This is a genomic window from Domibacillus sp. DTU_2020_1001157_1_SI_ALB_TIR_016 (assembly GCF_032341995.1).
Lineage (GTDB): Bacteria > Bacillota > Bacilli > Bacillales > Domibacillaceae > Domibacillus > Domibacillus indicus_A.
Genome location: NZ_CP135439.1, coordinates 3095300 through 3119703, shown reverse-complemented (window position 1 = coordinate 3119703; position 24404 = coordinate 3095300). Strand labels below are relative to the sequence as shown.

Below are 24404 nucleotides of genomic sequence, written 5' to 3'. Positions count from 1 at the left end.
TAGAATTATTTTTTAAAATCATAAAGGCGTAATATCCTTTTTTATCAAAAATCTATCGTTGAAAGCGCTGTCTGAAACGGTGTATACTTTTAGCAAATGAAGAAAGAGGGGAATCGAATGACAACCATTCATATTTTCGACCCGGCCATGTGCTGTTCTGGTACATGCGGCCCACGCGTAGACCCTGAGCTCGCCCGCGTGGCCGCTTCAGTTCATATGTGGCAGGAAAAAGGAGCCCATATTAAACGCTTTAACTTAGCGGATCATTCAGAGGCTTTTTTGGAAAATGAAACGGTACATACACTTATGCAAGAAAAAGGGCCGGGGATTTTGCCGATTATTTTTCTGAACGGAGAAGTAGTGAAAGAACGCATGTATCCTACGGATGCTGAATTTGCAGAATGGCTGGGCGCAGAAGCGGGCAGTTTACAGAAGTAAAACGGATAAGCTGAAAAAGGAGGCAGCTGAATGCTGTCTCCTTTTCTGTGCCTATTTTTCAGGACAGCCGTTATGAAGAAGTCCATTCGCCTCCATTAACGTGAATAGTCTGCCCGGTCATATACCGTGAATCGTCGGAAGCAAGATATACGTAAGCTGGGGCCAGTTCAAACGGCTGCCCTTGGCGATCCATGAGGTTATTAACGAGCGGAACCTGGTCTGCTGAAAAGCTTGCCGGAATAAGAGGCGTCCACACGCGGCCGGGTGCCACGGCGTTTACGCGAATTCCTTGGCCGATCAGGCTATGGGCTAAAGCCCTTGTAAAGCCAATATTTGCTGCTTTGGTGGACGTATAATCAATCAATTCTTTATGTCCCCGGTAAGCTGTAACGGAAGAAGTATTAATAATAGAACTTCCTGCTTTCAAATGGGGAAGAGCGGCCCGCGTTGTATAAAAATGAGAATAAATATTAATTTTAAAGGTGAGATCAAACTGTTCGTCTGTAATGTCGAGCAGGCTGAGCTGCTGAAATTGAATACCGACGTGATTGCACAGCACATCAAGGCCGCCAAGTGTTTTTACGGTGTTTTCCACAATGGCAGCACATTGCTCTTTTTTTCCGAGATCACCCGGCAGCAGTAAGCAAGACTGTCCGAGTTCCTGGATTCTGTTTTTAGTCCGTTCGGCATCTTCGTGCTCATCCAAATAAGCAATCGCCACATTGGCTCCTTCTTTGGCAAAAGCAATGGCCACGGCGGCTCCGATGCCACTGTCTCCCCCTGTGATCAGGGCCGTTTTTCCTTTCAGCTTCCCGCTTCCTTTTTCATTCGGATTTTCTACAATTGGACGGGGCACCATCCACTTTTCCAACCCAGGCTGCCGCAGCTGCCGCTGTTCTGGAACTGTAAGCGAAACATCTTCATATTGTGTTATTTTTCCATAATTAGGGTAAAGAGGATACGAATGTGGAGACCCGTTTTGGTTCTTATCTGTTTTATCATTCAAAATGGAAAGACCCCCCTCATTTGAAAATAACCTATCTCACTGTATGTAAGATAGGCGTTTGTGGTGAATGTTTCGAAACGAAGAAGTCGGAGTCCATTTAAATGAAAGCTGAATAAAGTAAGGAGAAACGAAACAGAAGGGAGGAAGTGCACGTGCAGGCTTATGAAGTACATGGCCAGGTCAAGCTGCTGCTTGTTCAACAATCTAATGAAAAAGAACGAATTATGTACACGGCAGATGGTGGTGCGAGCATTCAAGTACCGAAAATAGGCACAAGACCCCCATATTACTGCAATCCGCGTTATGGATGGGTATATCCGGTGATTTAAAAGGCTGCTTCTGTTTTTTATAGTTTGCTTTGGCGGAGGAATACTAACGGGCGTACCATTTACAGCAAAAAAGGAGGATGGCAGATGGAACAGCAGATGACATATGGCAGTGATTACAAATTTATTCCCGCCACTTCAGTGAAAAGCGGCGAGTCCGTTGAAGTCGTGCCGGGTATTGTCTGCCACACGATTCAAATCGTCAATATTTGCCTGGTTGGAGATCCAGACACCGGAGAATTCGTTTTAGTAGATGCAGGAATGCCCGGCTCTGCCGAAGAAATTATTTCCGTATCAGAAAAGTATTTTGGTGCCGGCAGCCGTCCGAAAGCAATCATTTTAACACACGGCCATTTTGATCACGTGGGAGCTGTCATTGAATTGGTAAAGCATTGGCAGGTAACGGTTTATGCACACGAACTGGAGCTGCCGCATTTAACGGGCCATGAGCCATACCCGAAGCCGGATGCGACGGTAGAGGGGGGCATGGTAGCGAAGATGTCGCCGCTGTTTCCGCGTGAGCCGATTAACCTGGGGGGGAATGTAGAAAAGCTTCCATCTGATGGGGAAGTCCCGCACCTGCCGGATTTTCGCTGGATTCATACGCCGGGGCACTCACCGGGGCACATATCGCTGTTCCGCGACAAGGATCGCCTTTTACTGGCGGGTGATGCATTTGTAACCGTTAAGCAGGATTCTTTTTACAAAGTGGTGACGCAAAAGGAAGAGTTAAACGGTCCTCCTCGGTACTTGACGACCGACTGGGAAGCTGCAAAAAATTCTGTAGCGGCGTTGGAGAAGCTAAAGCCGGCTGTCACAATAACGGGCCATGGGCGCCCGATGAGCGGCAGCGAATTATCGGATGGATTAGCTGTGCTCGTTCAAGAATTCGACAGAGTGGCAGTTCCCGATTATGGAAAATACGTAGATGAAGAAAAATAAATGAATGTAAAAAATGGTCTCTTTTGGAAAGAGACCATTTTTTATAGAAAAGCGTCCAAAAGTATGCCGCCCAGTGCGCCGATTATGACGACCATCCAGGGTGGAAGCTTCCAGTGTGCCAGCAGGCTGAATAATACGGCAGCTAAAACAAAATCAAGGGGACGATTAATGCTGCTCGTCCAAATAGGCATGTAAAATGCAGCAATCAATAAACCGATAACCGCAGCGTTTACACCCATCAGAGCGCCTTGAACAGCAGGCTTGCGGCGAAGTTCATCCCAAAAAGGGAGGATACCGAAAACGAGCAGAAACGCTGGCAGGAAGATGGCAGCTGTAGCGAGCAGACCGCCTTTCCAGCCATCAATCACGGCACCAATATAAGCGGCGAATGTAAAAAGCGGTCCCGGTACAGCTTGAGCAGCTCCATAGCCGGCTAAAAACTGTTCTGCTGTCAGCCAGCCCGCTGGAACAAATTCTCGTTCCAAAAGAGGCAGAACAACATGCCCGCCGCCGAACACAAGTGCACCACTACGGTAAAAGCTGTCAAACAGTGCCAGCCAGTCCAGCCCTGTCGCCTGGCGAAGCAAAGGAAGACAGAAGAGCAGAGCGAAGAAAAGCACGAGACAAGCGATACCAAATGCCCGGGAAATTGGGAAAATAAAAGGGCGGGCCGTATTTGAATCATGCTTTGGATAAAGAAAAAAGCCGATTAAAGCAGCCGCTGCAATAATGAGTACCTGCACAAACACAGCCTGCCAGAGCAAAACGACTGCGAGTGCAGCGAGCACAATGGCTTTCCGCTTAAGATCCGGGGCTAATTTTTCCGCCATTCCTAAAATGGCATGAGCCACAACCGCTACAGCCACAAGCTTTAATCCGTGAATCCAGCCGGCTTCCGCTATGTTTCCTCCTTGCAAAAGAAGGGCAAACAAAATGAGGGCTATAACAGAAGGGAGCGTAAAGCCAAGAAAAGCCAGCAAGCTGCCGATCACACCGCCTCGTGCGGCACCAATGCCGATGCCGACCTGGCTGCTTGCTGGACCGGGAATCAATTGACAGAGAGCGACCAAGTCAGCATAGCTCTGTTCATCTATCCATTTTCGTCTGCGTACATATTCTTCGTGAAAATATCCTAAGTGGGCTGTGGGGCCGCCGAAAGAAGTCAGCCCAAGCCGGGTTGATACAACTAAAATTTCCCATAGTGTCTTGGCATTTCTTTTCTTCATCGTTTACTCCTTTAATTTTAAAAACGTTTTATTTAAGGTAGCACGGCTGTTTCATTCCTTCAAGAAGCAAGAGGAAACCTTTACAAAATATTAAAGATCAGCCGTTTTGCCGGAAAGAAAAACAGGGAAAGAAAGGATAAAAGTAAGAATTTTTCCATTCAATTAAATTTTCAAAAAATTTTTTATTATTGTATTGCAACAAGTCTATTACTCTAATATAATAAATTTTCAGAAAGCGAGGAAAAAAGTATGAATCAATCATTATTTCGAAAAAAGAATATTAGGGATCTGCTTGATGGCCAGCCAAAAAGCGCGCTCAAAAAAGAATTGGGTCCCTTTGATTTAACGATGCTGGGTATTGGTGCCATCATTGGAACGGGGATTTTCGTTCTGACTGGGACAGGTGCCTTAACCGCTGGACCGGGATTAATTATATCCTTTGTGATCGCTGGTCTTGCTTGTTTGTTTGCTGCTCTGTCTTATGCGGAATTTGCGTCAACGGTACCAATCGCAGGTTCTGTTTACACATACACGTATACGACACTTGGTGAATTTATTGCTTTCATCATTGGATGGGATTTGGTTCTTGAGTATTTGTTGGCTGTAAGTGCCGTGTCAGTCGGATGGTCTGGTTATTTTCAATCATTGCTTGCTGGGTTCGGCCTTCATATTCCTACTGCTTTAACAGCAGCTCCGGGTACCATTGAAGGAACGACAACGTATTTTAATCTTCCGGCCTTTTTAATTGTTATGCTTATTACGTTTTTACTTTCAATTGGTGTGAGAGAATCAAAGCGCGTGAACAATATCATGGTTATCATTAAGGTAGCAGTTGTTCTTTTGTTTATCGTAGTAGCTGCCGGGTATGTAAAGCCGGCTAACTGGGATCCGTTTATGCCATTTGGTTTTGATGGTGTGTTTGCCGCTGCGGCACTTGTATTCTTTGCTTTTATCGGATTTGATGCGATCTCGTCTGCGGCTGAAGAAACAAAAAATCCGAAAAGAGACCTGCCAATTGGAATTCTTTCATCGCTGTTTATTTGTACAGTGCTTTATGTAGTCGTTTCTGCGATTATGACAGGTGTTGTGCCGTTTGCTCAATTTGAAGGAGTGGCGCATCCCATTTCATTGCCGCTTCAAGTCGCTGGACAAAACTGGGTAGCTGGTGTGATTGACCTTGGTGCAATTTTAGGGATGACAACAGTTATGCTCGTTATGTTGTATGGCCAGACACGTGTTATGTTTTCCATGTCACGGGACGGTTTAATGCCGCCTGTTTTGTCAAAAGTGCATAAGAAATATCAAACGCCTTTTATTGCAACATGGATTTTCGGATTGATTGCCGGCTTGATGGGTGCGCTTATTTCGCTGGATGAACTGGCGAAGCTTGTTAATATCGGTACGTTGTCAGCGTTTGTCCTCGTATCGATTGCTGTTATCGTGCTTCGATACAAGCAGCCGGACCTGCCGCGTGCATTCCGCTGCCCGGCTGTTCCGCTGGTTCCGATTTTAGCCATCCTATTCTGCGGATTCTTGATTCTGCAGCTTGGTGCAGCTACATGGATTCGCTTTATTATCTGGCTGTTGATCGGGGTCGTGATTTATTTCGTTTATTCGCGCAAGCGTTCAAAATTAAATCAATAACAATAAAAAAACCGTCCCGAATTCGGGACGGTTTTTTCTTATCTATATAACAAAGAGATTTATTTAATAAGACGTGAGCGACGCAGAATAGGGTAAATGACAACACCTAGAAGGAACAGTCCGATTCCAAGAGTAAAGGTTAACCAGTCCGCCGTTCCTGATTTAATAACCCAAAGAGAGTACACAAGCGCAATTGCGGCAATGATTCCGTGACGGATGCGCGCTTTGTCGCCTGCTTCGTACGTTTCGCCTTTTAAAGTAAGCTTTAACAGATACAGAGATGAAACCAGGTACGGAATCAAGTAAGCAAGCGTAGCGGACGTTGTTAAAAACGTGAATGCTTCGCTGATTGTTCCGGAAATCGTCGAGAAAACAAAAATCTGTGACATCGCATTTGTGATGGCCAATGAGCGAGACGGGCTGCCTTTTTTATTCACTTTTGCAAAGAAAGCCGGGAAGTTGCCTTCTTTCGCTGCAATGTATGGCACCTCAGAGGCGAGCAGAATCCAGCCAATTGTGGAACCGAACAACGAGATTACCGCAAGCAGGGCCATCACGGTTGCTCCTGTATCGCCGATCAAAACAGAAAGAGCATCGACAAATGGCTTATCAGACGATCTTAATACATCCTGCGGCAATACACCCATCGTAATCAGGGTCAGCGCTACATAAATGGCAAGGGCAATGAGCAGGCCAAGAACCGTTGCACGTCCAACATCACGCTGGGATTTCGCCCGGCCGGACAAGATAACAGCTGACTCGATTCCAACAAATGCCCAAAGCGTAGAAATAGCTGCCATGTTTACTTGACTGAACAAGCCGTGCGTCTGACCTTCACTGTCTGTAATCGGTGTATACATCTCGCCAAAATTCGATACTTGGAAAGCGAACAGAGCAGCTGTGATAAACAGCAGAAACCCGATCACTTTTGAAGCAGTAGCGACAAAATTTAACTTACCGGCAGTTTGCATGCTTGTGATCAAAATAAAATGTGTTCCCCAAAGCAGTAAGCTGCAAATGATAAATGTAATCGTCTGCCCTACAGAAACTTGCTGAGAGCCAATTGTGAAAAGAATATGCTCACTTCTCATAACCGGGAAAAACGTTGATAAGTAGCCTGCAAAACTTGTAATGATCGCGACATTGCTGATCCAGTTGGCGACCCAATAGCCCCATACCATCGAAAATCCGGCAGTGTTTCCATACTTTGGTGATTCAAACAACGACCGCGCGTAGCTTTGCGGGCCGCCTGTTAAGTCAGGCTTGCGAATTGACAATGTGCCAAAAACGAGAGCAATCATTAAAACACCGAAACCAGTCAGAAGCCAGGCAATCGTTACACCAAGCGGGCTCGCGATCTGGGCCAGCGTGCTCGGCAGCATAAAAATACCGGAACCGACCATGTTTCCGACGACAATAGCCGTCAGAAGCCATAATCCCCATTTTTTATCCATTCCATGTTCCTCCTAAATAAAAAACACAAATGCACGGGACATTTGTGTTTTATCGTTATAACCCTCATTTTCTATCTCTTTATAGTTCTCCACAGAATCAATCTGTGACAGTTTTGCACCTATTTGATACAAACCCAGCCTGAAGCATAAAATGGATGCTTCAAACTTCGGCGACCATTCCTTTCACATACCTTCACCAGCCCCATTAGACTTCTGATATGCTACTTTTAATAATCGCAACCTCTACCTCATTGAGACAGCCATGAGGATTTTATATTTAATTTTTACAAACTAGAGGATAACAAATAATATTTAGCTATGTCAATATAATATAAAAATTATCTGCTTCACGTTAAAATATTTTTCACATTATTGCTATAATAAAAGGAACAGAACGTACGGAAGGTGCAGAAAACATGACAAACAAAAAACCAACACAATCGAAGCATTTAGCCAGTGCATCACTTGCTGTGATGGGCGGTGGTTTTATTGCAACTATTCCTTTTCAAGAAACAGCCTGGAGTGCTATTTTACATGGCGGATTTGAAGCGGGCCTTGTTGGCGGTCTTGCTGACTGGTTTGCCGTAACGGCGCTGTTTCGTCATCCAATGGGCATTCCTATTCCGCATACAGCTCTTCTGCCAAAAAACCGCAAAAAAATTGTAGCGGCGCTCGTAAATACACTGGAAAACGACTGGCTTTCTAAAGAAAGCATTCAAAGTAAACTTCAAAATGTGCACGTTATTCAAAAAATGATACCGGTTATCCAAAAAGAAGTCTCGTCGGAAGCGGTAAAAAAAGAAATCAATGGGCTCCTTGATCAAATGGTCCGCTCCATCGATGTGACAAAAATAGCGCCTCTGATCGAAAAAGAACTGAAAAAGGCGTTGCGGTCTATTGATACCGGACATGTGATCGAAATGGCTGTAGAAAAGCTGATTCATCATCAATACGATGAAAAAGCGCTTGATTATATGCTTGATCGCATGGAGCAGTGGCTCAATAAAAATGAAACGAGCCGCCAGCTCGGCCGAACAGCCCTAAGAGCCATCGAAGGCTTGGAGCTGGATGGATTTATGCAGTTTGCCCTGAAATCGTTCCAGCAGATGTTAAGCGAAGAAAAACTGGGAAGCCTGCTGCAAAACCTGCTGCGGAATGCACTCATTAATATAAAGAAGCCGGAGGATATGAACCGGCAGACGCTTTTGTTAAAGGTGAAGGAAGAAATGCGGGGAATTACAGAACGGAAAGAATGGATGGAGGTTATAGAGGCCCGGAAAGAAGCAGCGATTCAGGACTGGGAGCTTTCCGGGAAAATTGAGGAGATCTTAACATCCATTCAGCAAAAAGCTTCTGCTTTTATCGAAAGCGGTGAATGCATGGAGAACTATGTTCTTCCTTTTATCAACCGGACGATTCGAAGCGTGCAGGATAATCCGGAGAAAATAAACCGGCTGGAAGCATGGGCTCAGCATCAAATAGGTGTGCTCGTTGAAGAAAACCATTCAAAAATCGGCAAGCTGGTAGAAGAAAATTTAAATAAGCTTGATAATGAAACACTTGTCCAGATGATGGAAAACCATATTGGCAAAGATCTGCAATGGATTCGAGTGAATGGGGCTGTCTGCGGCTTTTTTATCGGTCTTGTGCTGGCCGGTATTCAAACTCTCTTTTAATTTGTAATTTCTTCTTTACAGATGTTTGCGATTCAACGTATGATGAAAAACGGTTGATTTTGACAAATGGGAGGAAGAGGAAGTGGCAGGACAGAAAAAAAAGCTTGAAGCCGAGCTGGGTGAAGCGCTTATTAAGCTGCAGCGCGAATTGATCGGGCGGGGACCGCAGGAAACGAAAATCTATATCGTTCAGGATATGGTGATCGCCCGTTTCAAAGGCGTGATGACGGTAGAAGAAAAGCACTTGGCCGGCCACCAGGATGGGCGGAAGCTCGTAAAGGAAATGCGCCAGGTGCTGCGGGAAATGTACAGCAGTCAATTCGAAGAAATCGTCGAAAAGCATACAGGCTGCAAAGTGCTTTCAAGCCACAGTGATATGAGTACCAAAACGGGGGAACGTATTGAAATATTTGTGATCGACCGCAATTTGGAAAAAGAAATGACTGCTGACTAAAATTCTATTGACTTTAAAAAGTGAGCGCAGTAGAATGATGTCATCAACAAACACATAATCGGCCTAATCCCCCAGCGGGGAACGGAGGACCCAATTTTTTCGGGGCTAATTCCACGGTTTTTGTGGAAAGGATGAGAGTACTTCTTCGCCATCCTGCCCGTCAGCTAACTTCGTCGGCTAAAGCGAGGGAGGTCTAAAGACCACCTTTATTCAGGGGGCTTTTTTTTGTGGCGGTATACTGCTGCGAAAGAGGGCAGCTTGATCAAAAAAGTAGGTCTTTTTATTGTGCCTAGTTTTAAAAAAACAGCTTGGAAGACAGAACGCAAAGAGGGCAGAAGTGCTTGCTGGGCGTTACGTAGACCAATGATGTTTTTTTCAATTGCAAATCAGGAAAATTCTTTTCTTGTTTTCGCGTGGAAAAAATGTCATTGGTTTTTTCTGCGTAAAAACAGCAAGGAAAGAGCAAAAACAGTGAAATACACACTTCAAAACTGGATGGTGAACAACGTGGTGTCTTCTGTGAAACGGTTTTTGATCGGGCGGCCGTTAAAGTCAACTGAGCTTGGGGAACAAAAATTAAACAAAACAAAAGCACTTGCCATTTTGTCCTCAGATGCTCTTTCGTCTGTTGCGTATGGTCCGGAACAAATACTGCTTGTTTTAATGACTGTTAGCGCAGCTGCTTTTTGGTATTCGATTCCGATCGCGTTCGGTGTGCTCATTTTATTAACAGCACTGATCCTGTCTTATCGGCAAATTATTTATGCTTATCCGCAAGGCGGCGGCGCATATGTGGTGTCGAAAACAAACCTGGGAACCAATCCGGGGCTGATAGCCGGGGGATCGCTGCTGGTTGATTATATTTTAACGGTTGCCGTTAGTGTGTCGGCTGGTACAGACGCCATTACGTCCGCTTTTCCAGCCCTGCATGAATACAATGTAATGATCGCTGTTATATTTGTTGTGCTGTTAACGCTTCTTAATTTGCGTGGAGTGACAGAATCTGCCTCCGTGCTGGCGTATCCGGTTTATTTGTTTGTCCTTGCTTTGTTTATTTTAATTGGTGTGGGGCTGTTTCGAATCGCAACCGGTGAGGTGCCGCCGGATCTGCATACTCCGGCCGGAACCCCGGTTGCAGGCATCAGCTTATTTATTCTGCTGCGGGCGTTTGCATCGGGAAGTTCCGCTTTAACGGGAGTTGAAGCAATTTCTAATGCGATCCCGAACTTTAAAAGCCCGGCTCCGGTCAATGCAGCCAAAACGCTGACAGCAATGGGGCTTCTGCTGGCCCTCTTGTTTTGGGGTATTGTATATTTGGCTTATTATTATGGCATCTCGCCGCTGGCAGAAGTAACGGTGGTCTCTCAAATTGCAGAAGAAACATTCGGCCGTACTTTTATGTATTTCTTTATTCAAGGAACGACCGCTTTAATTTTAATTCTCGCCGCGAATACAGGATATTCGGCATTTCCTTTACTGGCGGTAAACTTGGCGCAGGATAAATTTATTCCAAGAATGTTTACCTTTAGAGGAGATCGGCTTGGCTACTCGAATGGTATTATGATCTTAGGTGCTGCTTCTATACTTTTAATTATTTTATTTGGCGGGCATACGGAAAACTTGATTCCGCTTTACGCGGTCGGCGTGTTTATTCCATTTACGCTTTCGCAAACGGGAATGATGGTAAAATGGCTTCGTGAAAAGCCAAAAGGATGGGTCACGAAATTTGTGATTAATACAACCGGAGCTTTGATCAGCTTTATTGTCACGATCGTGTTTTTCTTAACAAAGTTTGCACAGGTTTGGTCAGTACTTGTGTTTCTGCCTATTATTATTTACCTCTTTCACCGGATTAAAATGCATTATGAAGCGGTCGGTGACCAGCTGCGTATTACGACATGCGAGCCTGTTGTGCCGATTGAAGGAAATATTATTATTGTGCCGGTTTCCGGTATTACACATGTAGTTGAAAACTCTTTAAACTATGCGAAGTCTCTTTCACCCGAGCGGATCATTGCTGTTTATGTTGCATTTGAAAGAGAAGACGAAAAGAAGTTTGAAGAAAAGTGGAGTACATGGCAGCCGGATGTACGGCTGGTTACCTTACACTCGCAGTATCGCAGTATTATTCAGCCGCTGACAAAATTTGTGGACACAGTAGAGCATAAGGCGCGCGAATCGAATTATCAGGTGACGGTTCTTATTCCGCAGTTTATTCCGAAAAAAGGTTGGCATAACTTTCTTCACAATCAATCCAGTCTGCTTATCCGGGCTTTTCTGCTTTACCGTAGAAATGTCGTTGTCACAACGGTGCCTTATCATTTGAAAAAGTAAAAAAACGCCGTATAGGTTGTGCGGCGTCAGACTGTCGAAAAATTATATGGGTGACCGTGCACATGAATGGGCTGATCGGCGGCGTCCAGGCAGCTCCGCTTTCCATGGGCAGGCGCTGAGTCCGACTCCGCCTGGCGGCTCCACCGGTCTGAGCTGCCCGCTCGTCCTTCGCCGCCCTCCCGTCGCCAAGTGGCTTGCGACAAGGTTGTATAAAGCTAACAAGGTCGTGTTTTTCTATTTAAAAAAGAGAAAACGTCTATTCAGTGTTTGTTTATTGCTCTTCAACACCACTTAGTGAAGCCTGCCGGACGAAGACTCCTGCGGGAAGTACAGTGAGTCGGGAGACCCCGCAGGCGCAGCCGAGGAGACTCCCGCACTGCCCGTGGAACGCGAAGTCAGGCAGGCTTCACTTGTCGGCTCTTTTTTTAAAGCGAAAGACTTTGCCTACACACTGAAACGCCGCACAGGGTTGTGCGGCGTTTTTTTAAAGAAGTCTTTCACCAAGCAGAGAAGCAATAAGCGCCACTGCTGCATCGCCTGTTTTATTTTTCTCATCTAAAATAGGGTTGACCTCCACAAATTCCGCTGACGTAATGATGTTCGCTTCCTCAAGCATTTCCATCGCCAAGTGGCTTTCGCGGTAGCTGAGCCCGCCTGCAACAGGCGTCCCCACTCCCGGTGCTTCTGTCGGATCAAGCCCATCAAGGTCCAATGAAAGATGAACATAATCGGCGCGCTCACGCAAATATTCGATGGTTTCTTTCATAACGGTTGTCATGCCAAGACGGTCTATTTCATGCATGGTGTACACTTTAATTCCTTTTTCTTTAATGAGCTCACGCTCACCATGATCCAAATCCCTTGCCCCAATAATTACCACATTCTCCGGCTTTACTTTCGGAGAATAGCCGCCAATATGGGTGAGAGAGCGGTGTCCGATGCCGAGGCTCGCGGCAAGCGGCATCCCGTGAATGTTGCCGGATGGAGAGGTTTCCGCTGTGTTTAAATCGCCATGCGCATCATACCAGATCAAGCCGAGGCTTTGATGTTTTTTTGCGATGCCTGCAAGCGTTCCGATTGCCACGCTGTGATCACCGCCGAGTACAAGCGGAAAGCGGCCCTGGCTGACCGTTTCTTCCACTTTTTTTGCCAGCGCTTCACTAGCCTCTGCAACCGCTGTTAAATTTTTTAAGTTGGCTGTTTCTTTTGGAATGGCCCGTTCCTGAATTTCCACTTTAATATCGCCTTCATCGTGGACTGTATATCCAAGCGTGCGGATTCGCTCTGTCAGTCCCGCATAGCGGATGGCGCTTGGACCCATGTCGACACCCCGGCGTGTTTGCCCTAAATCCATTGGTACCCCTATGATTGACACTTGTTTCTTTTGCATGTAAATGTCCCCTTTGCATCGTAAATGCCCTGCTGTTTTAGTAAACATACAAAAAATAAAATGGCTCAAGCACGCATCTTTTGGAGTATTTATACTTGTTTATTCATTTTTTGAAGAGAGGCCGACTTTCTTTAAACGGTATTGAAGACTTTGCCTGCTCAGGCCCAGCTGCTTAGCGGTCCTGGAAATACTCCATTGGTTCTTATGCAGGAAATGCTCAATGTAGTATTTTTCAAAGGCATCCAGCTGATCTTTCAAATGAGTGGTTCCTTCTTCGTCGCCATTAAGGAATGAGGCAAGCTTTGATACGGGTGCAGACTGGTCGCTTGTCATTGATTTATGGCGGAAGTGATAAGGGAGATGATCATATTCGATCCATTCCTCGTCTAAAAGCAAATTCATGGATGCTTCGATCACATGCTCAAGCTCCCGCACGTTTCCAGGCCAATGATACGCATTGAGAGCATCTAGCACTTCCGGCTTTACACCGAGTACTTTCATATCAAACAGTGCATTGTATTTCGTGATAAATTGCTCGATTAACAGCGGAATGTCATCCAAGCGCTCGCGAAGCGGAGGAATAAAAATGGTCACTACTCCAAGCCGGTAATATAAATCTTTGCGCAAGTGATCGTTTGCGATTGCATCGATAGGGTCTTCATTGATCGTGGCGATAATCCGGACGTTAATTGAAATATCTTTCGTGCCGCCGATCCGTCTGACCCTTTTTTCCTGAAGAACACGCAGCAGCTTCGCCTGCAGGTGAATATTCATTGAGTTGATTTCATCAAGAAGAAGCGTGCCGCCTTCTGCCTGCTCGAACAAGCCGGCGCTGTCAATGGCTCCGGTAAAAGCCCCTTTTGTGGTACCAAATAGCAGCCCTTCAATTAAGTTGTCTGGCAGCGCCGCGCAGTTTTGTGAGATAAACGGTGCTGAAGCCCGGGCACTCCCGTTATGGATGCTTTGTGCAAACAGTTCTTTTCCTGTGCCGGTTTCGCCAACGACAAGCACATAGGAAGAAGTACGGGTAGCCCGCTTGGACAGCTCGATCACTTCCTGTATGGCATCGCTCTTGCCGATAATACTGTCAAATGTAAAGCGTGTATCCTCCTTTCGGGTACTGCTGCGCATGAGGCGTTCAATTTTCGTAACATCCTTAGCCATTTCAACGGCACCGCGGATTTCAGCCTTTTCCCGGAACGGAAATGTATGATTAATAGTTGTAATTTCCGTTCCTTTATTATTAAAGTATGTTTGTTTTACATTGACGGTTTCTTCTCCCTGCTGCAGTGCCCGGACGAGCGTACTGTTTTGGTTTTCGGGAAACATAAATACGTCCAGTACATTTTTGTGCAGCACATCCTGCGTGTCCATTGCTTCGATTTCACGCATTTTTCGGTTATAAATAATGGTTTTCCCTTCTTCGTCAATCGCATGAATCCCCACGTCGACTTGATCCATAATATATTCATATAAGGCGTTCATAAAATGCAGCTGATCTTCTTTCATCCCGGAGTCCTCCGTTTCAGGTGTGTTGCTCTCATTCACTATAGAGCAAAAAAAATAGACTGAAAAGGCAAATTTTTTCGTCACATGCAAAATAATTTTGCGTATTGAAAGAGTTTCAAGGAAACAAAAGCTGATCTTCCGCACGTTAAAAAAATGGCATGCTTCTTGCATAGTATAAAGCGAGACAGTTATTTTTCTGGAGGGATCATCATGGTAATCGCATACAAGCACGAACCATTTACTGATTTTAGTGTGGAAGAAAACAAGCAGGCGTTTCAAGAGGCGCTTGGGTTTGTAAATACAAAGCTCGGTGAAGAATACCCGCTTGTCATTAATGGAAAGCGTGTACAGACAGAAACGAAAACAGCATCCATCAACCCGGCACGCAAGGAAGAAGTGATCGGAACGGTTTCAATGGCAGGTAAACAAGAAGCCGAGCAGGCGATGCAGGCAGCGCTCACTGCTTTCCAAACGTGGCAGTATACAGATCCGTCAGCACGCGCTCAGATTTTATTCCGCGCAGCTGCGATTATCCGGCGCAGAAAGCATGAATTTTCGGCATGGCTTGTAAAAGAAGCAGGAAAACCATGGAAAGAAGCAGATGCAGATACAGCGGAAGCGATTGATTTCCTGGAGTACTATGCACGCCAAATGAACGAGCTGAAAAAGGGATCACCCGTTCAAAGCCGTCCGGGTGAGCATAATGAGTTCGGTTACATTCCGCTTGGTGTCGGCATTGTGATTTCACCGTTTAATTTTCCGCTGGCCATCATGGCCGGCACAACAGTCGCAGCCATTGTAACGGGCAACACTGTTCTGTTAAAACCGGCAGAAACCACACCGGTTATTGCGGCAAAATTTGTAGAGGTGATGGAGGAAGCAGGTCTTCCGCCGGGCGTTCTGAATTATATCCCGGGCAGCGGTGCCGAAATTGGTGACTTTTTAACAGAGCATCCGAAAACACGCTTCGTTTCGTTTACCGGCTCTCGTGCCGTTGGCTGCCGTATTTACGAACGGGCATCAAAAGTGCAGGAAGGACAAATTTGGCTGAAGCGGGTCATTGCAGAAATGGGCGGCAAAGATACAATGCTTGTTGACAGCAGCGCCGATTTGGATCTTGCCGCAACATCTATTGTTTATTCAGCCTTTGGATTTTCCGGCCAAAAATGTTCTGCTGGCTCGCGCGCGGTCATTCACGAAGATGTATATGATGAAGTGCTCGAAAAAGCAGCGGCCTTAACGAAAACGTTAACGCTGGGCAGCCCGGAATCTGCTGATACGTATATGGGCCCGGTGATTGACGAACGGGCATTCCAAAAAATTATGAACTACATTGAAATTGGCAAAGGAGAAGGCCGGCTTGTAACCGGAGGAAATGGGAATGATGAAACCGGCTACTTTATTGAGCCGACGATTATTGCTGATGTAGGGGAACGGGACCGCCTTATGCAGGAAGAAATTTTTGGCCCGGTCGTCGCATTTTGCAAGGCAAGAGATTTCGATCACATGCTGGAGATTGCAAACAACACGGATTACGGCTTAACCGGAGCACTTATCTCCAACAATCGTGAACATATTAACAGAGCCCGCAAAGAGTTCCACGTCGGAAACCTTTACTTTAACCGCGGCTGCACAGGTGCCATTGTCGGTTACCAGCCATTTGGCGGCTTCAACATGTCAGGAACCGATTCAAAAGCAGGAAGCCCGGATTATTTGATTCTTCACATGCAGGGAAAAACGATTTCGGAATTTTTTTAAACTTAAAAAGGGGGAGAAGAAAATGACATCTGCAACAAACTCATCGAAAAAAATCATTGAACAAACGGAGCAATTTGGGGCGCATAACTATCATCCGCTGCCAATCGTTGTGTCGGAAGCAGAAGGGGTATGGGTAAAAGATCCGGAAGGCAATCGTTACATGGATATGCTGAGCGCTTATTCCGCTGTTAATCAAGGGCATCGTCATCCGAAAATTATTCAGGCACTAAAAGACCAGGCAGACCGGGTTACACTTACTTCACGTGCTTTTCACAATGACCAGCTTGGTCCGTGGTATGAAAAAATTTGTGAATTAACGGGTAAAAATATGGCTCTGCCAATGAATACTGGAGCGGAAGCGGTAGAAACAGCAGTGAAAGCAGCACGCCGCTGGGCATATGACGTAAAAGGTGTGGCAGAAAACCAGGCTGAAATCATCGCCTGTGTCGGCAATTTTCATGGGCGGACAATGACTGCTGTATCGCTTTCTTCAGAAGCAGAATATAAACGCGGTTTTGGACCGATGCTGCCCGGAATCAAGCTGATCCCATATGGCGATATCGACGCGCTTGAAGCAGCCATTACCCCTAACACAGCTGCCTTTTTAATTGAACCGATTCAAGGTGAAGCTGGGATTGTCATTCCACCGGAAGGCTTCCTAAAAGCAGCTTCAACGCTGTGTAAAGAACAAAACGTGCTGTTTATTGCAGATGAAATTCAAGCCGGCCTTGCCCGCAGCGGTAAATTGTTTGCCTGCCAGTGGGAAGATGTTGTTCCAGACATGCTGATTCTTGGGAAAGCATTGGGCGGCGGAGTATTCCCGATTTCCTGTGTTGTGGCAGACAAAGACGTATTAGGGGTGTTTAACCCTGGATCGCATGGTTCTACTTTTGGAGGCAACCCACTTGCGTGTGCGGTGTCGCTCGCTTCACTCCAAGTGATTGAGGAAGAAAAGCTTGTAGAGCGTTCATTGGAACTTGGTACGTACTTTAAAGAAAAGCTGTCAGCGATTACACATCCGGCAATTAAAGAAGTGCGCGGACGCGGATTGTTTATCGGCGTTGAGCTGACAGAGCCAGCTCGTCCATACTGCGAGCGTTTAAAACAGGAAGGTCTTTTATGCAAAGAAACACATGAAACGGTGATCCGTTTTGCTCCGCCGTTGATTATTTCTAAAGAAGATCTCGATTGGGCCATCGAAAAAATTCAAAAGATTTTTGCTTAATAAGAAGCCGGCGGATAAATCCGCCGGTTTCTTTTTTGCTTCCAGACAATAAATTTTTCTGCTATACGCAAAATTTATTGTCTATTTTTATTTTTCCGAAGGCTAATCCCTTTGAAATAGCGTCCGCTGTTTTTGGCATAATCCTTGCATTCTTTTTCATAAGATCAAATAGAAAGGTGGCCGCGATGCCCATGCTGAAAAACGAAATAAAAGAAAAGCCGCTTGTTCAAAAATCAGCAGCGATTCCAAATGAAGAAAAGCAAAAACAAGTAAGCAGCTTGTTTCAATCTACCCAAACGATTATAAAGAAAGCACTTGATACACTCGGATACCCTGAAAGTGTCTTCGAATTATTAAAGGAACCTATGCGGATGCTGACAGTTCGGATTCCAGTCCGAATGGATGATGGGCATGTAAAGGTGTTTACCGGCTTTCGCTCCCAGCACAGTGACGCAGTCGGCCCGACCAAAGGCGGCGTCCGGTTTCATCCGAACGTGACGGAAGAAGAAGTAAAAGCGCTATCGATTTGGATGACACTTAAATGCGGGATTGCCAGTCTTCCTTACAGCGGTGGAAAAGGCGGCATTATTTGCGATCCGCAGCGAATGTCAGCTGGTGAGCTTGAACGGCTCAGCCGCGGCTATGTACGCGCAATCAGCCAGATTGTCGGGCCGACCAAAGATATACCGGCTCCAGATGTGTATACAAACGCGCAAATTATGGCCTGGATGATGGATGAGTACAGCCATATACGGGAATTTGATTCTCCTGGCTTTATTACCGGAAAACCAATTGTACTTGGCGGATCTCACGGCCGGGAAACGGCAACTGCACAGGGAGTCGTCATGTGCTTAAGAGAAGCGGTCAGAAAAAAAGGAATAAAAATTGAAGGCGCCCGTATTGTCATTCAAGGATTTGGCAATGCCGGCAGCTTCCTGGCCAAGTTTTTGCATGATGAAGGCGCTCGTATTATCGGTATCTCGGATGTGCTTGGCGGTATTCATGATTCAAATGGGCTTGATATTCCCTACTTGCTGGACCGCCGCGACAGCTTTGGCATGGTGACAAATCTGTTCGAAGACACGATCTCAAACCAGGAGCTGCTGGAGCTTGACTGTGACATTTTAATTCCAGCGGCCATTTCCAACCAAATCACGGAAGAAAACGCAGAGCGCATCAAGGCAGGAATTATTGTAGAAGCAGCGAACGGCCCGACGACGATTGGTGCAACGAAACAATTAACCGAGCGCGGCGTTTTGCTTGTTCCGGATATTTTGGCAAGCTCTGGAGGCGTAACGGTTTCGTATTTTGAATGGGTGCAAAATAATGGAGGGTATTACTGGTCAGAAGAAGAGGTTATGCAAAAATTGCAAAAGAGAATGGTCGATTCGTTTAACCTCATTTATGAAACGGCGCAAATACATGGGGTTGATATGCGGCTTGCAGCTTATATTGTCGGCATTAAACGTGCGGCGGAAGCAGCGACATTCAGAGGATGGGTGTAAATAAAGAGTCTGGCAGTCTTTCTTCCACGAAAATTGAAAAAAGTAAAAGAATGTCCCAAAATGAAGGGACATTCTTTTATTTGGAAAGGGATTGATCGGTATGAAAAAGCGTCTATGGGATTCACCAGAAAAACTTCGTGCCCTGCTGGATGAGCTTGTCAGCTGGAAAAGCATCACCTTGTCTGAGGATGAGCGGCAGTTTCCAATGAAGCTGCAATCGAAGCTGCTCGGACTTCACTATTTTCAGCAGCATCCTGAGCACCTGTCCCTTCATCCAGCTGATTTGCGGCGGAGGTTTTTAACGGCGCTTTACAAACATCCAAAAGCTGTGCGCACCATTTGCTTGATCAGCCATTTTGACACAGTCAGTACAGAAGAATATGGCGAGTTGGAGCCGCTGGCGACGCAGCCGGAGGAATTGACTGCCTACTGGCTGGAGCGGCCGAATGATCTGCCGCCGGACGTGCTGGCTGATTTGCAATCAGGTGAGTATTTATTCGGACGCGGGACGATGGATATGAAAATGGGGCTGGCTTTGCATATGCAGCTTATTGAGAAAGCAAGTGTGGAACAATGGCCCGTCAATCTGCTGCTGTTAACCGTGCCGGATGAAGAAGTAAACTCAGCTGGAATGCGCGCCGCTGTGCCGAAACTGTTGGAAATTCAAGAGGAATTTGATCTTGAATATGAACTATTTTTAAATAGCGAGCCTGTTTTTTCTCAGGAGCCGGGTGATAGGACGCGTAAGGTCTATACGGGTACGATTGGAAAAATTATGCCGGGTGCCCTTTTTTATGGACGTGAAACACATGCGGGCGAGCCATTTAACGGATTAACGTCCCCTTACATCGCGTCATTTTTAACACGAAAAATGGAATGGAACCCCCTGTTTCAAGAAACGGAGCTTGGTGAAACAACACCGCTTCCCGTCACCCTGCAGCAAAAAGATCTTCGTCTTGAATATTCAACGCAGACGCCATACCGTTCATCTGCTCTTTACAACGTATTTTTAATGAAGCAGACAGCACAACATATAATAGAAGGATTTGAACAAATTGCTAAAGAAGCAGCCGGAGAATGTAATGCTGCCTATGAACAAATCTGCCAAATGCACGGTGTGAAGCCGGTAGGGAAGGTCCGTGTCATCCGCTTCGAAGAGCTGCTGCGCTACTCAATCGATAAACTGGGAGAAGAAGCAATAGAAGAAATCAAAGCGGATGTGTACACTCGGGAAGAATGGGACGATCGGGAAAAGTCATTTCGGATCGCGGATAAACTGATTATCCAGTCACAGGAGCTGGCACCAGCCATTATTCTGCTGTTTGCGCCTCCTTTTTATCCCGCTGTTTATTCTTCCGGTGAGGCGCTCGTAGAAGAAGCCGTCGAGTTTCTAACAACATTGGCCCAAAAAGAGTTTGGGCTGCCGATTGAACGGGTCCATTACTTTAACGGCATTTGTGATTTAAGTTATGTGAATGGAAACGGCGAGGGAGAAGGCTGGCAGGCGTTTGAAAAAAATACACCTGTATGGCAGGACGGCTATTCCATTCCATTTGCCGATATGGCTAAGCTCAAAGCACCGGTTTTAAACATCGGGCCGTTCGGCAAAGATGCCCACAAACGGACAGAACGGCTTCACATGAAACATGCTTTTGAACAGCTTCCTGTTCTTTTAGAAAAATGGATTAAACACAGAAAGCCTTGAATCCGTTCAAGGCTTTTTTCTTCGAAAGTCTGGACAGAGCAGGCAATTTTATGATAACTTTTAATTGAAACTGATTATCAATTGCAACCGTCCGATATAGATGATAAAGGAAAAACGTAAACGAGGTGGAAGAAATGAGCAAGCTGCGTGCGGAACAAGTAAACATTGGCTATGGGGCTGCGACAATCGTCGAGGATTTAACCGTCGATATTCCAGCGGGAAAAGTAACAACGATTATTGGGCCGAACGGCTGCGGGAAATCCACATTGCTCAAAACAATGGCACGTCTTTTAAATCAAAACAGCGGTTCGGTGTACTTAAATGGTGCGGACATTCACCGTCTGTCCACAAAAGAAATCGCGAAGCAAATGGCTATTTTGCCGCAAACGCCGGAAGCTCCAGCTGGACTAACTGTCTATGAGCTGATTTCATACGGCCGCTTCCCGCATCAAAAAGGCTTTGGCGCACTAAACGCACACGATAAAGAAGTGATCCAGTGGGCGATGGATGTAACCGGTACGGCGGACTTCCGTGACCGGGAAATTGACGCGCTTTCAGGCGGACAGCGTCAGCGTGTCTGGATCGCGATGGCGCTGGCACAGGAAACAGATTTGATTTTACTCGATGAACCAACGACCTACTTAGACTTGGCCCATCAGCTGGAAGTGCTGGAGCTTTTACAGGAATTAAATGAACGGGAAGGCCGGACCATTGTGATGGTGCTCCATGATTTAAACCACGCGGCACGCTTCGCCGATTACCTCGTCGCGATGAGAAAAGGCAGTATCATATGCGAGGGAACGCCAGAAACGGTTATGACAAAAGAAAATCTGCGTTCTGTTTTTCAAATTGATGCGGAAATTGTCCGCGATCCTCGTTCCGGCAAGCCAGTTTGTTTAACCTATGACTTGGCAAAAGCACCAGAACTTGCGCTGGCAGGAAGCCGCTAAAGGAATTCAATAAAGCAGGTGACTGTGTGATTAAGTATTTTTTTTCGTATTACCGTCCATATAAGAAACTGTTTTTCTTAGACTTTTTTTGTGCGGTATTTGCGGGTCTGTTAGAGCTCGCATTTCCGCTCGTTGTGAATTATTTTATTGATACACTTCTGCCCGGGGAAAACTGGAATTTAATTGTAGCCGCAAGCATTGGCTTGCTGTTTATTTATATTGTAAACGCTGGTCTTCAGTACGTGGTTACATACTGGGGGCATATGCTCGGCATTAATATTGAAACAGATATGCGCAGCAAACTGTTTGCCCATGTGCAAAAGCTGTCATTCCGTTTTTTTGATAACACAAAAACAGGCCATCTTATTTCACGGATGACAAGTGATTTAATGGAAATTGGTGAAATGGCACATCATGGGCCGGAAGATTTGTTTATTGCACTGATGACGCTCACCGGAGCGTTTGGCATTATGCTGACAATCAACTGGAAGCTGGCCGTGTTAACATTTATTATTGTGCCGGCTGTGTTATGGCTTGCTGTTTTCTTCAATAAAAAAATGACCAGGGCTTTTCACCAGCTCTTTGGTGACATTGCTGATTTCAATGCCCGTATTGAAGACAGCATGGGCGGCATTCGTGTCGTGCAGGCTTTTGCGAACGAAACACATGAAAAGAAGCAATTTGAAGAAAACAATGGAAGATTTCGGCTGACAAAGCTTATCTCCTATAAAATTATGGCGCAGAATATGTCAATCAGCTACATGCTTATGCGCATGATTACACTGTTTGTACTTATTTGCGGAACGTATTTTGTGATGCAGGGTGAGCTTACCTACGGTGAATTTGTCGGATTTATTCTCCTATCTAATATTTTCTTCCGTCCGATTGAAAAAATTAATGCCATTATTGAAAGTTACCCGAAAGGAATTGCCGGTTTTAAACGCTATGTGGAACTGCTCCAGACGGCTCCCGATGTAGCGGATGCACCAGATGCCATAGACGTAGACGCAGTACATGGCGACATCAGCTACCATAACGTGACGTTCGGGTACGAAGGGAAAAAGCCGGTTCTCCAAAATATCAGCTTGTCGATTAAAGCCGGAGAAACAGTGGCGTTTGTCGGTCCGTCCGGTGCTGGTAAAACGACTATGTGCAGCTTGCTGCCGCGTTTTTACGATGCGCAGGAAGGATTTATTTCAATTGATGGGCTCGACACGAGAAAAATGTCGCTTGCGTCGCTGCGTCGTCAAATTGGGATCGTGCAGCAGGATGTATTCTTGTTTTCTGGCACGATTCGTGAAAATATTTTATATGGAGATCTTGGTGCGTCTGAAGAAGCTATCCTGTCCGCTTTAAAACGGGCGCGTCTTGATGAATTTGTTTCTTCTTTGCCAGATGGACTCGATACGGTCATTGGCGAACGCGGCGTAAAGCTGTCGGGCGGCCAAAAGCAGCGTCTTGCCATTGCGCGGATTTTCCTGAAAAACCCGCCGATTTTAATATTGGATGAAGCAACGTCTGCTCTTGATACGGAAACAGAGCTTGCCATTCAGCAGGCGCTTTCGGAGCTGTCTGTCGGGCGGACAACGCTTGTGATTGCCCATCGGCTCGCTACAATCAAGCATGCCGACCGGATTATTGTCGTTACGCCATCAGGCATTGAAGAACAAGGCAGCCATTATGAACTGCTCGAGCAAAACGGCCATTATCGGCGTTTGCATGAAGCGCAGTTCGGCCACGTATAAGCTTATTAAAACCTTTTACTGTTTGGAGCAGTGAAAGGTTTTTTATTTAAATGAGAGCAGTGAAGCGAAAAAATGGCTCAATTAAAAAAGGAGCATTATAATGGCTCTAACGATAAAGATAGGAGCTGAGTGAAAAATGGTGAAGCAAGTGATCTTGAATGATACGCCGATTCAGGTGGAGAACTTTCACGAAGAAACGGTTGTAAATAAAAAGACGGGTGCAAAAGTGCCAAAAATCAGCTTTCAATTTCGCGTCACAAGCGAAGAGTATCATGATATAACGGTTCTTTTATATGAAAATGATTTTCAAGTGAAGGTGCCCGAAAAAGGAATGGAGTTTCCGGCCATGATTCACACGTATTCTACCTCGGTAACGAATTTATATGAAGCGGGCGCAACAGGGACATTCAGTCTGGAACTGATCGGCCAATGACAACGGAAAAGCAGCTCGTCGGTGAAAAAGCGGCGGAGTTTGTAGAAGACGGCATGATCATTGGTCTTGGAACAGGCAGTACAGTACGGTATACCATTGAGAAAATAGGCGGGCTCGTTCAACAGGGTTTGTCCATTCAAGGCGTGGCTACGTCGATTCGAACGGAACAATTAGCGAAAGAATGCGGAATTCCTCTTCTCAGCCTGGAGGAAGTGGACGAGCTCGATCTGGCTATCGATGGCGCTGACGAAGCCGATCCTGCTTTTCATTTAATCAAAGGCGGAGGAGGAGCGCTTCTGCGGGAAAAAATCATTGCCTCTTCCGCACGGAGATTTGTAGTAGTGGCGGATCCTTCTAAAATGGTCGAACAACTCGGGCGGTTTCCTCTTCCGGTTGAGGTCGAGACATTCGGATACAAGATGACAGAGAAAAAAATCCGTTCTTTAGGAGGGGCATCTGCATTACGGGTAAAAGAAGGAAAGCCGTATATCACTGATAATGGGCATTATATTTTTGACTGCGATTTTGGTCTTATTGCGTCGCCTGAAGAATTGGAGCGGGAATTGAATCTCATCCCTGGTGTTGTAGAAAACGGATTGTTTATCGACATGGCGGATACGATCATTACTGTAAATGAAAAACAAGAGATACAGGTTAAAAAACGAACAAAACAGGAGTGATAGG

Annotated in this window: 20 protein-coding genes and 2 riboswitches; of the genes, 15 read left to right on the top strand and 5 right to left on the bottom strand. The window is 45.8% G+C overall.

Annotation, left to right across the window (positions count from 1 at the left end):
* Positions 1 to 117: 117 nt before the first annotated feature.
* A complete protein-coding gene (gene arsD, locus RRU94_RS24085) occupies positions 118 to 438 on the top strand; it encodes an arsenite efflux transporter metallochaperone ArsD (protein WP_315693372.1) in 321 nt (106 codons plus the stop codon).
* A gap of 70 nt (positions 439 to 508) precedes the next feature.
* Here arsD and RRU94_RS24080 read toward each other — a convergent pair whose 3' ends face one another.
* Entirely contained in the window at positions 509 to 1444 is a 936-nt protein-coding gene (locus RRU94_RS24080; protein WP_315693371.1) for an SDR family oxidoreductase, read from the bottom strand.
* 152 nt (positions 1445 to 1596) lie between these two features.
* Between RRU94_RS24080 and RRU94_RS24075 the strand changes: the two genes are divergently transcribed.
* A complete protein-coding gene (locus RRU94_RS24075) occupies positions 1597 to 1773 on the top strand; it encodes a hypothetical protein (RefSeq protein WP_315693370.1) in 177 nt (58 codons plus the stop codon).
* A gap of 84 nt (positions 1774 to 1857) precedes the next feature.
* Positions 1858 to 2712 carry an MBL fold metallo-hydrolase gene (locus tag RRU94_RS24070; protein WP_315693369.1) on the top strand — a complete coding sequence of 285 codons (855 nt, stop codon included), beginning with the start codon at positions 1858 to 1860 and terminating at the stop codon, positions 2710 to 2712.
* Between the two features lie 41 nt (positions 2713 to 2753).
* On the opposite strand, the gene chrA is transcribed toward RRU94_RS24070, so the two are convergent.
* On the bottom strand, positions 2754 to 3938 hold the full coding sequence (gene chrA, locus RRU94_RS24065) for a chromate efflux transporter (protein ID WP_315693368.1): 1185 nt from the start codon (positions 3936 to 3938) through the stop codon (positions 2754 to 2756).
* A gap of 249 nt (positions 3939 to 4187) precedes the next feature.
* Here chrA and RRU94_RS24060 point away from each other — a divergent pair, with 249 nt between their 5' ends.
* A complete protein-coding gene (locus RRU94_RS24060; protein WP_315693367.1) occupies positions 4188 to 5582 on the top strand; it encodes a branched-chain amino acid transporter BcaP in 1395 nt (464 codons plus the stop codon).
* A gap of 59 nt (positions 5583 to 5641) precedes the next feature.
* On the opposite strand, the gene RRU94_RS24055 is transcribed toward RRU94_RS24060, so the two are convergent.
* On the bottom strand, positions 5642 to 7036 hold the full coding sequence (locus tag RRU94_RS24055) for an amino acid permease (RefSeq protein WP_315693366.1): 1395 nt from the start codon (positions 7034 to 7036) through the stop codon (positions 5642 to 5644).
* Between the two features lie 74 nt (positions 7037 to 7110).
* A riboswitch (Lysine riboswitch) is annotated at positions 7111 to 7290 on the bottom strand.
* Between the two features lie 162 nt (positions 7291 to 7452).
* Between RRU94_RS24055 and RRU94_RS24050 the strand changes: the two genes are divergently transcribed.
* From RRU94_RS24050 to RRU94_RS24040, 3 genes are all read left to right on the top strand, one after another.
* Positions 7453 to 8712, top strand: a complete 1260-nt coding sequence (locus RRU94_RS24050) for a DUF445 domain-containing protein (protein WP_315693364.1) — start codon at positions 7453 to 7455, stop codon at positions 8710 to 8712.
* A gap of 82 nt (positions 8713 to 8794) precedes the next feature.
* Positions 8795 to 9166: a Na-translocating system protein MpsC family protein gene (locus RRU94_RS24045; RefSeq protein ID WP_315693363.1), complete on the top strand. Its 372-nt coding sequence runs from the start codon at positions 8795 to 8797 to the stop codon at positions 9164 to 9166.
* 50 nt (positions 9167 to 9216) lie between these two features.
* Positions 9217 to 9360: riboswitch (cyclic di-AMP (ydaO/yuaA leader) on the top strand.
* Positions 9361 to 9673: 313 nt separating this feature from the next.
* On the top strand, positions 9674 to 11500 hold the full coding sequence (locus tag RRU94_RS24040; RefSeq protein WP_315696121.1) for an APC family permease: 1827 nt from the start codon (positions 9674 to 9676) through the stop codon (positions 11498 to 11500).
* A 484-nt stretch (positions 11501 to 11984) separates the two neighbouring features.
* On the opposite strand, the gene rocF is transcribed toward RRU94_RS24040, so the two are convergent.
* Together rocF and RRU94_RS24030 are read right to left on the bottom strand one after the other, a co-directional pair.
* Positions 11985 to 12890: an arginase gene (gene rocF, locus RRU94_RS24035; RefSeq protein ID WP_315693362.1), complete on the bottom strand. Its 906-nt coding sequence runs from the start codon at positions 12888 to 12890 to the stop codon at positions 11985 to 11987.
* A gap of 99 nt (positions 12891 to 12989) precedes the next feature.
* Positions 12990 to 14399 (bottom strand): sigma-54 interaction domain-containing protein, encoded by a 1410-nt coding sequence (locus tag RRU94_RS24030; protein ID WP_315693361.1) that lies wholly within the window; start codon positions 14397 to 14399, stop codon positions 12990 to 12992.
* A gap of 210 nt (positions 14400 to 14609) precedes the next feature.
* Between RRU94_RS24030 and pruA the strand changes: the two genes are divergently transcribed.
* The 8 genes from pruA to rpiA all read left to right on the top strand — a co-directional run bounded on the left by pruA (position 14610) and on the right by rpiA (position 24400).
* The gene (gene pruA / locus RRU94_RS24025; RefSeq protein WP_315693360.1) at positions 14610 to 16157 is read left to right on the top strand and encodes an L-glutamate gamma-semialdehyde dehydrogenase; all 1548 of its coding nucleotides are present in this window, start codon (positions 14610 to 14612) and stop codon (positions 16155 to 16157) included.
* Between the two features lie 22 nt (positions 16158 to 16179).
* On the top strand, positions 16180 to 17382 hold the full coding sequence (locus RRU94_RS24020; protein ID WP_309090933.1) for an ornithine--oxo-acid transaminase: 1203 nt from the start codon (positions 16180 to 16182) through the stop codon (positions 17380 to 17382).
* A gap of 191 nt (positions 17383 to 17573) precedes the next feature.
* Positions 17574 to 18887 (top strand): Glu/Leu/Phe/Val family dehydrogenase, encoded by a 1314-nt coding sequence (locus RRU94_RS24015; protein WP_315693359.1) that lies wholly within the window; start codon positions 17574 to 17576, stop codon positions 18885 to 18887.
* Positions 18888 to 18987: 100 nt separating this feature from the next.
* The gene (locus RRU94_RS24010; protein WP_315693358.1) at positions 18988 to 20592 is read left to right on the top strand and encodes a M20/M25/M40 family metallo-hydrolase; all 1605 of its coding nucleotides are present in this window, start codon (positions 18988 to 18990) and stop codon (positions 20590 to 20592) included.
* 134 nt (positions 20593 to 20726) lie between these two features.
* Positions 20727 to 21542 carry an ABC transporter ATP-binding protein gene (locus RRU94_RS24005; RefSeq protein ID WP_315693357.1) on the top strand — a complete coding sequence of 272 codons (816 nt, stop codon included), beginning with the start codon at positions 20727 to 20729 and terminating at the stop codon, positions 21540 to 21542.
* A 26-nt stretch (positions 21543 to 21568) separates the two neighbouring features.
* Positions 21569 to 23287: an ABC transporter ATP-binding protein gene (locus tag RRU94_RS24000; RefSeq protein WP_315693356.1), complete on the top strand. Its 1719-nt coding sequence runs from the start codon at positions 21569 to 21571 to the stop codon at positions 23285 to 23287.
* Positions 23288 to 23423: 136 nt separating this feature from the next.
* Positions 23424 to 23720, top strand: coding sequence for a DUF3219 family protein (locus RRU94_RS23995; RefSeq protein WP_315693355.1), 297 nt, complete (start codon positions 23424 to 23426; stop codon positions 23718 to 23720).
* Positions 23717 to 24400 carry a ribose-5-phosphate isomerase RpiA gene (gene rpiA, locus RRU94_RS23990; RefSeq protein ID WP_315693354.1) on the top strand — a complete coding sequence of 228 codons (684 nt, stop codon included), beginning with the start codon at positions 23717 to 23719 and terminating at the stop codon, positions 24398 to 24400. Before RRU94_RS23995 ends, rpiA begins: the two co-directional genes overlap by 4 nt.
* Positions 24401 to 24404 lie beyond the last annotated feature (4 nt).

Coding starts and splice junctions, on each gene's coding strand:
- arsD (WP_315693372.1), top strand. CDS start 118: ATGACAACCATTCATATTTTCGACCCGGCCATGTGCTGTTCTGGTACA.
- RRU94_RS24070 (WP_315693369.1), top strand. CDS start 1,858: ATGGAACAGCAGATGACATATGGCAGTGATTACAAATTTATTCCCGCC.
- chrA (WP_315693368.1), bottom strand. CDS start 3,938: ATGAAGAAAAGAAATGCCAAGACACTATGGGAAATTTTAGTTGTATCA.
- RRU94_RS24060 (WP_315693367.1), top strand. CDS start 4,188: ATGAATCAATCATTATTTCGAAAAAAGAATATTAGGGATCTGCTTGAT.
- RRU94_RS24055 (WP_315693366.1), bottom strand. CDS start 7,036: ATGGATAAAAAATGGGGATTATGGCTTCTGACGGCTATTGTCGTCGGA.
- RRU94_RS24050 (WP_315693364.1), top strand. CDS start 7,453: ATGACAAACAAAAAACCAACACAATCGAAGCATTTAGCCAGTGCATCA.
- rocF (WP_315693362.1), bottom strand. CDS start 12,890: ATGCAAAAGAAACAAGTGTCAATCATAGGGGTACCAATGGATTTAGGG.
- RRU94_RS24030 (WP_315693361.1), bottom strand. CDS start 14,399: ATGAAAGAAGATCAGCTGCATTTTATGAACGCCTTATATGAATATATT.
- pruA (WP_315693360.1), top strand. CDS start 14,610: ATGGTAATCGCATACAAGCACGAACCATTTACTGATTTTAGTGTGGAA.
- RRU94_RS24020 (WP_309090933.1), top strand. CDS start 16,180: ATGACATCTGCAACAAACTCATCGAAAAAAATCATTGAACAAACGGAG.
- RRU94_RS24015 (WP_315693359.1), top strand. CDS start 17,574: ATGCTGAAAAACGAAATAAAAGAAAAGCCGCTTGTTCAAAAATCAGCA.
- RRU94_RS24010 (WP_315693358.1), top strand. CDS start 18,988: ATGAAAAAGCGTCTATGGGATTCACCAGAAAAACTTCGTGCCCTGCTG.
- RRU94_RS24005 (WP_315693357.1), top strand. CDS start 20,727: ATGAGCAAGCTGCGTGCGGAACAAGTAAACATTGGCTATGGGGCTGCG.
- RRU94_RS23995 (WP_315693355.1), top strand. CDS start 23,424: ATGGTGAAGCAAGTGATCTTGAATGATACGCCGATTCAGGTGGAGAAC.
- rpiA (WP_315693354.1), top strand. CDS start 23,717: ATGACAACGGAAAAGCAGCTCGTCGGTGAAAAAGCGGCGGAGTTTGTA.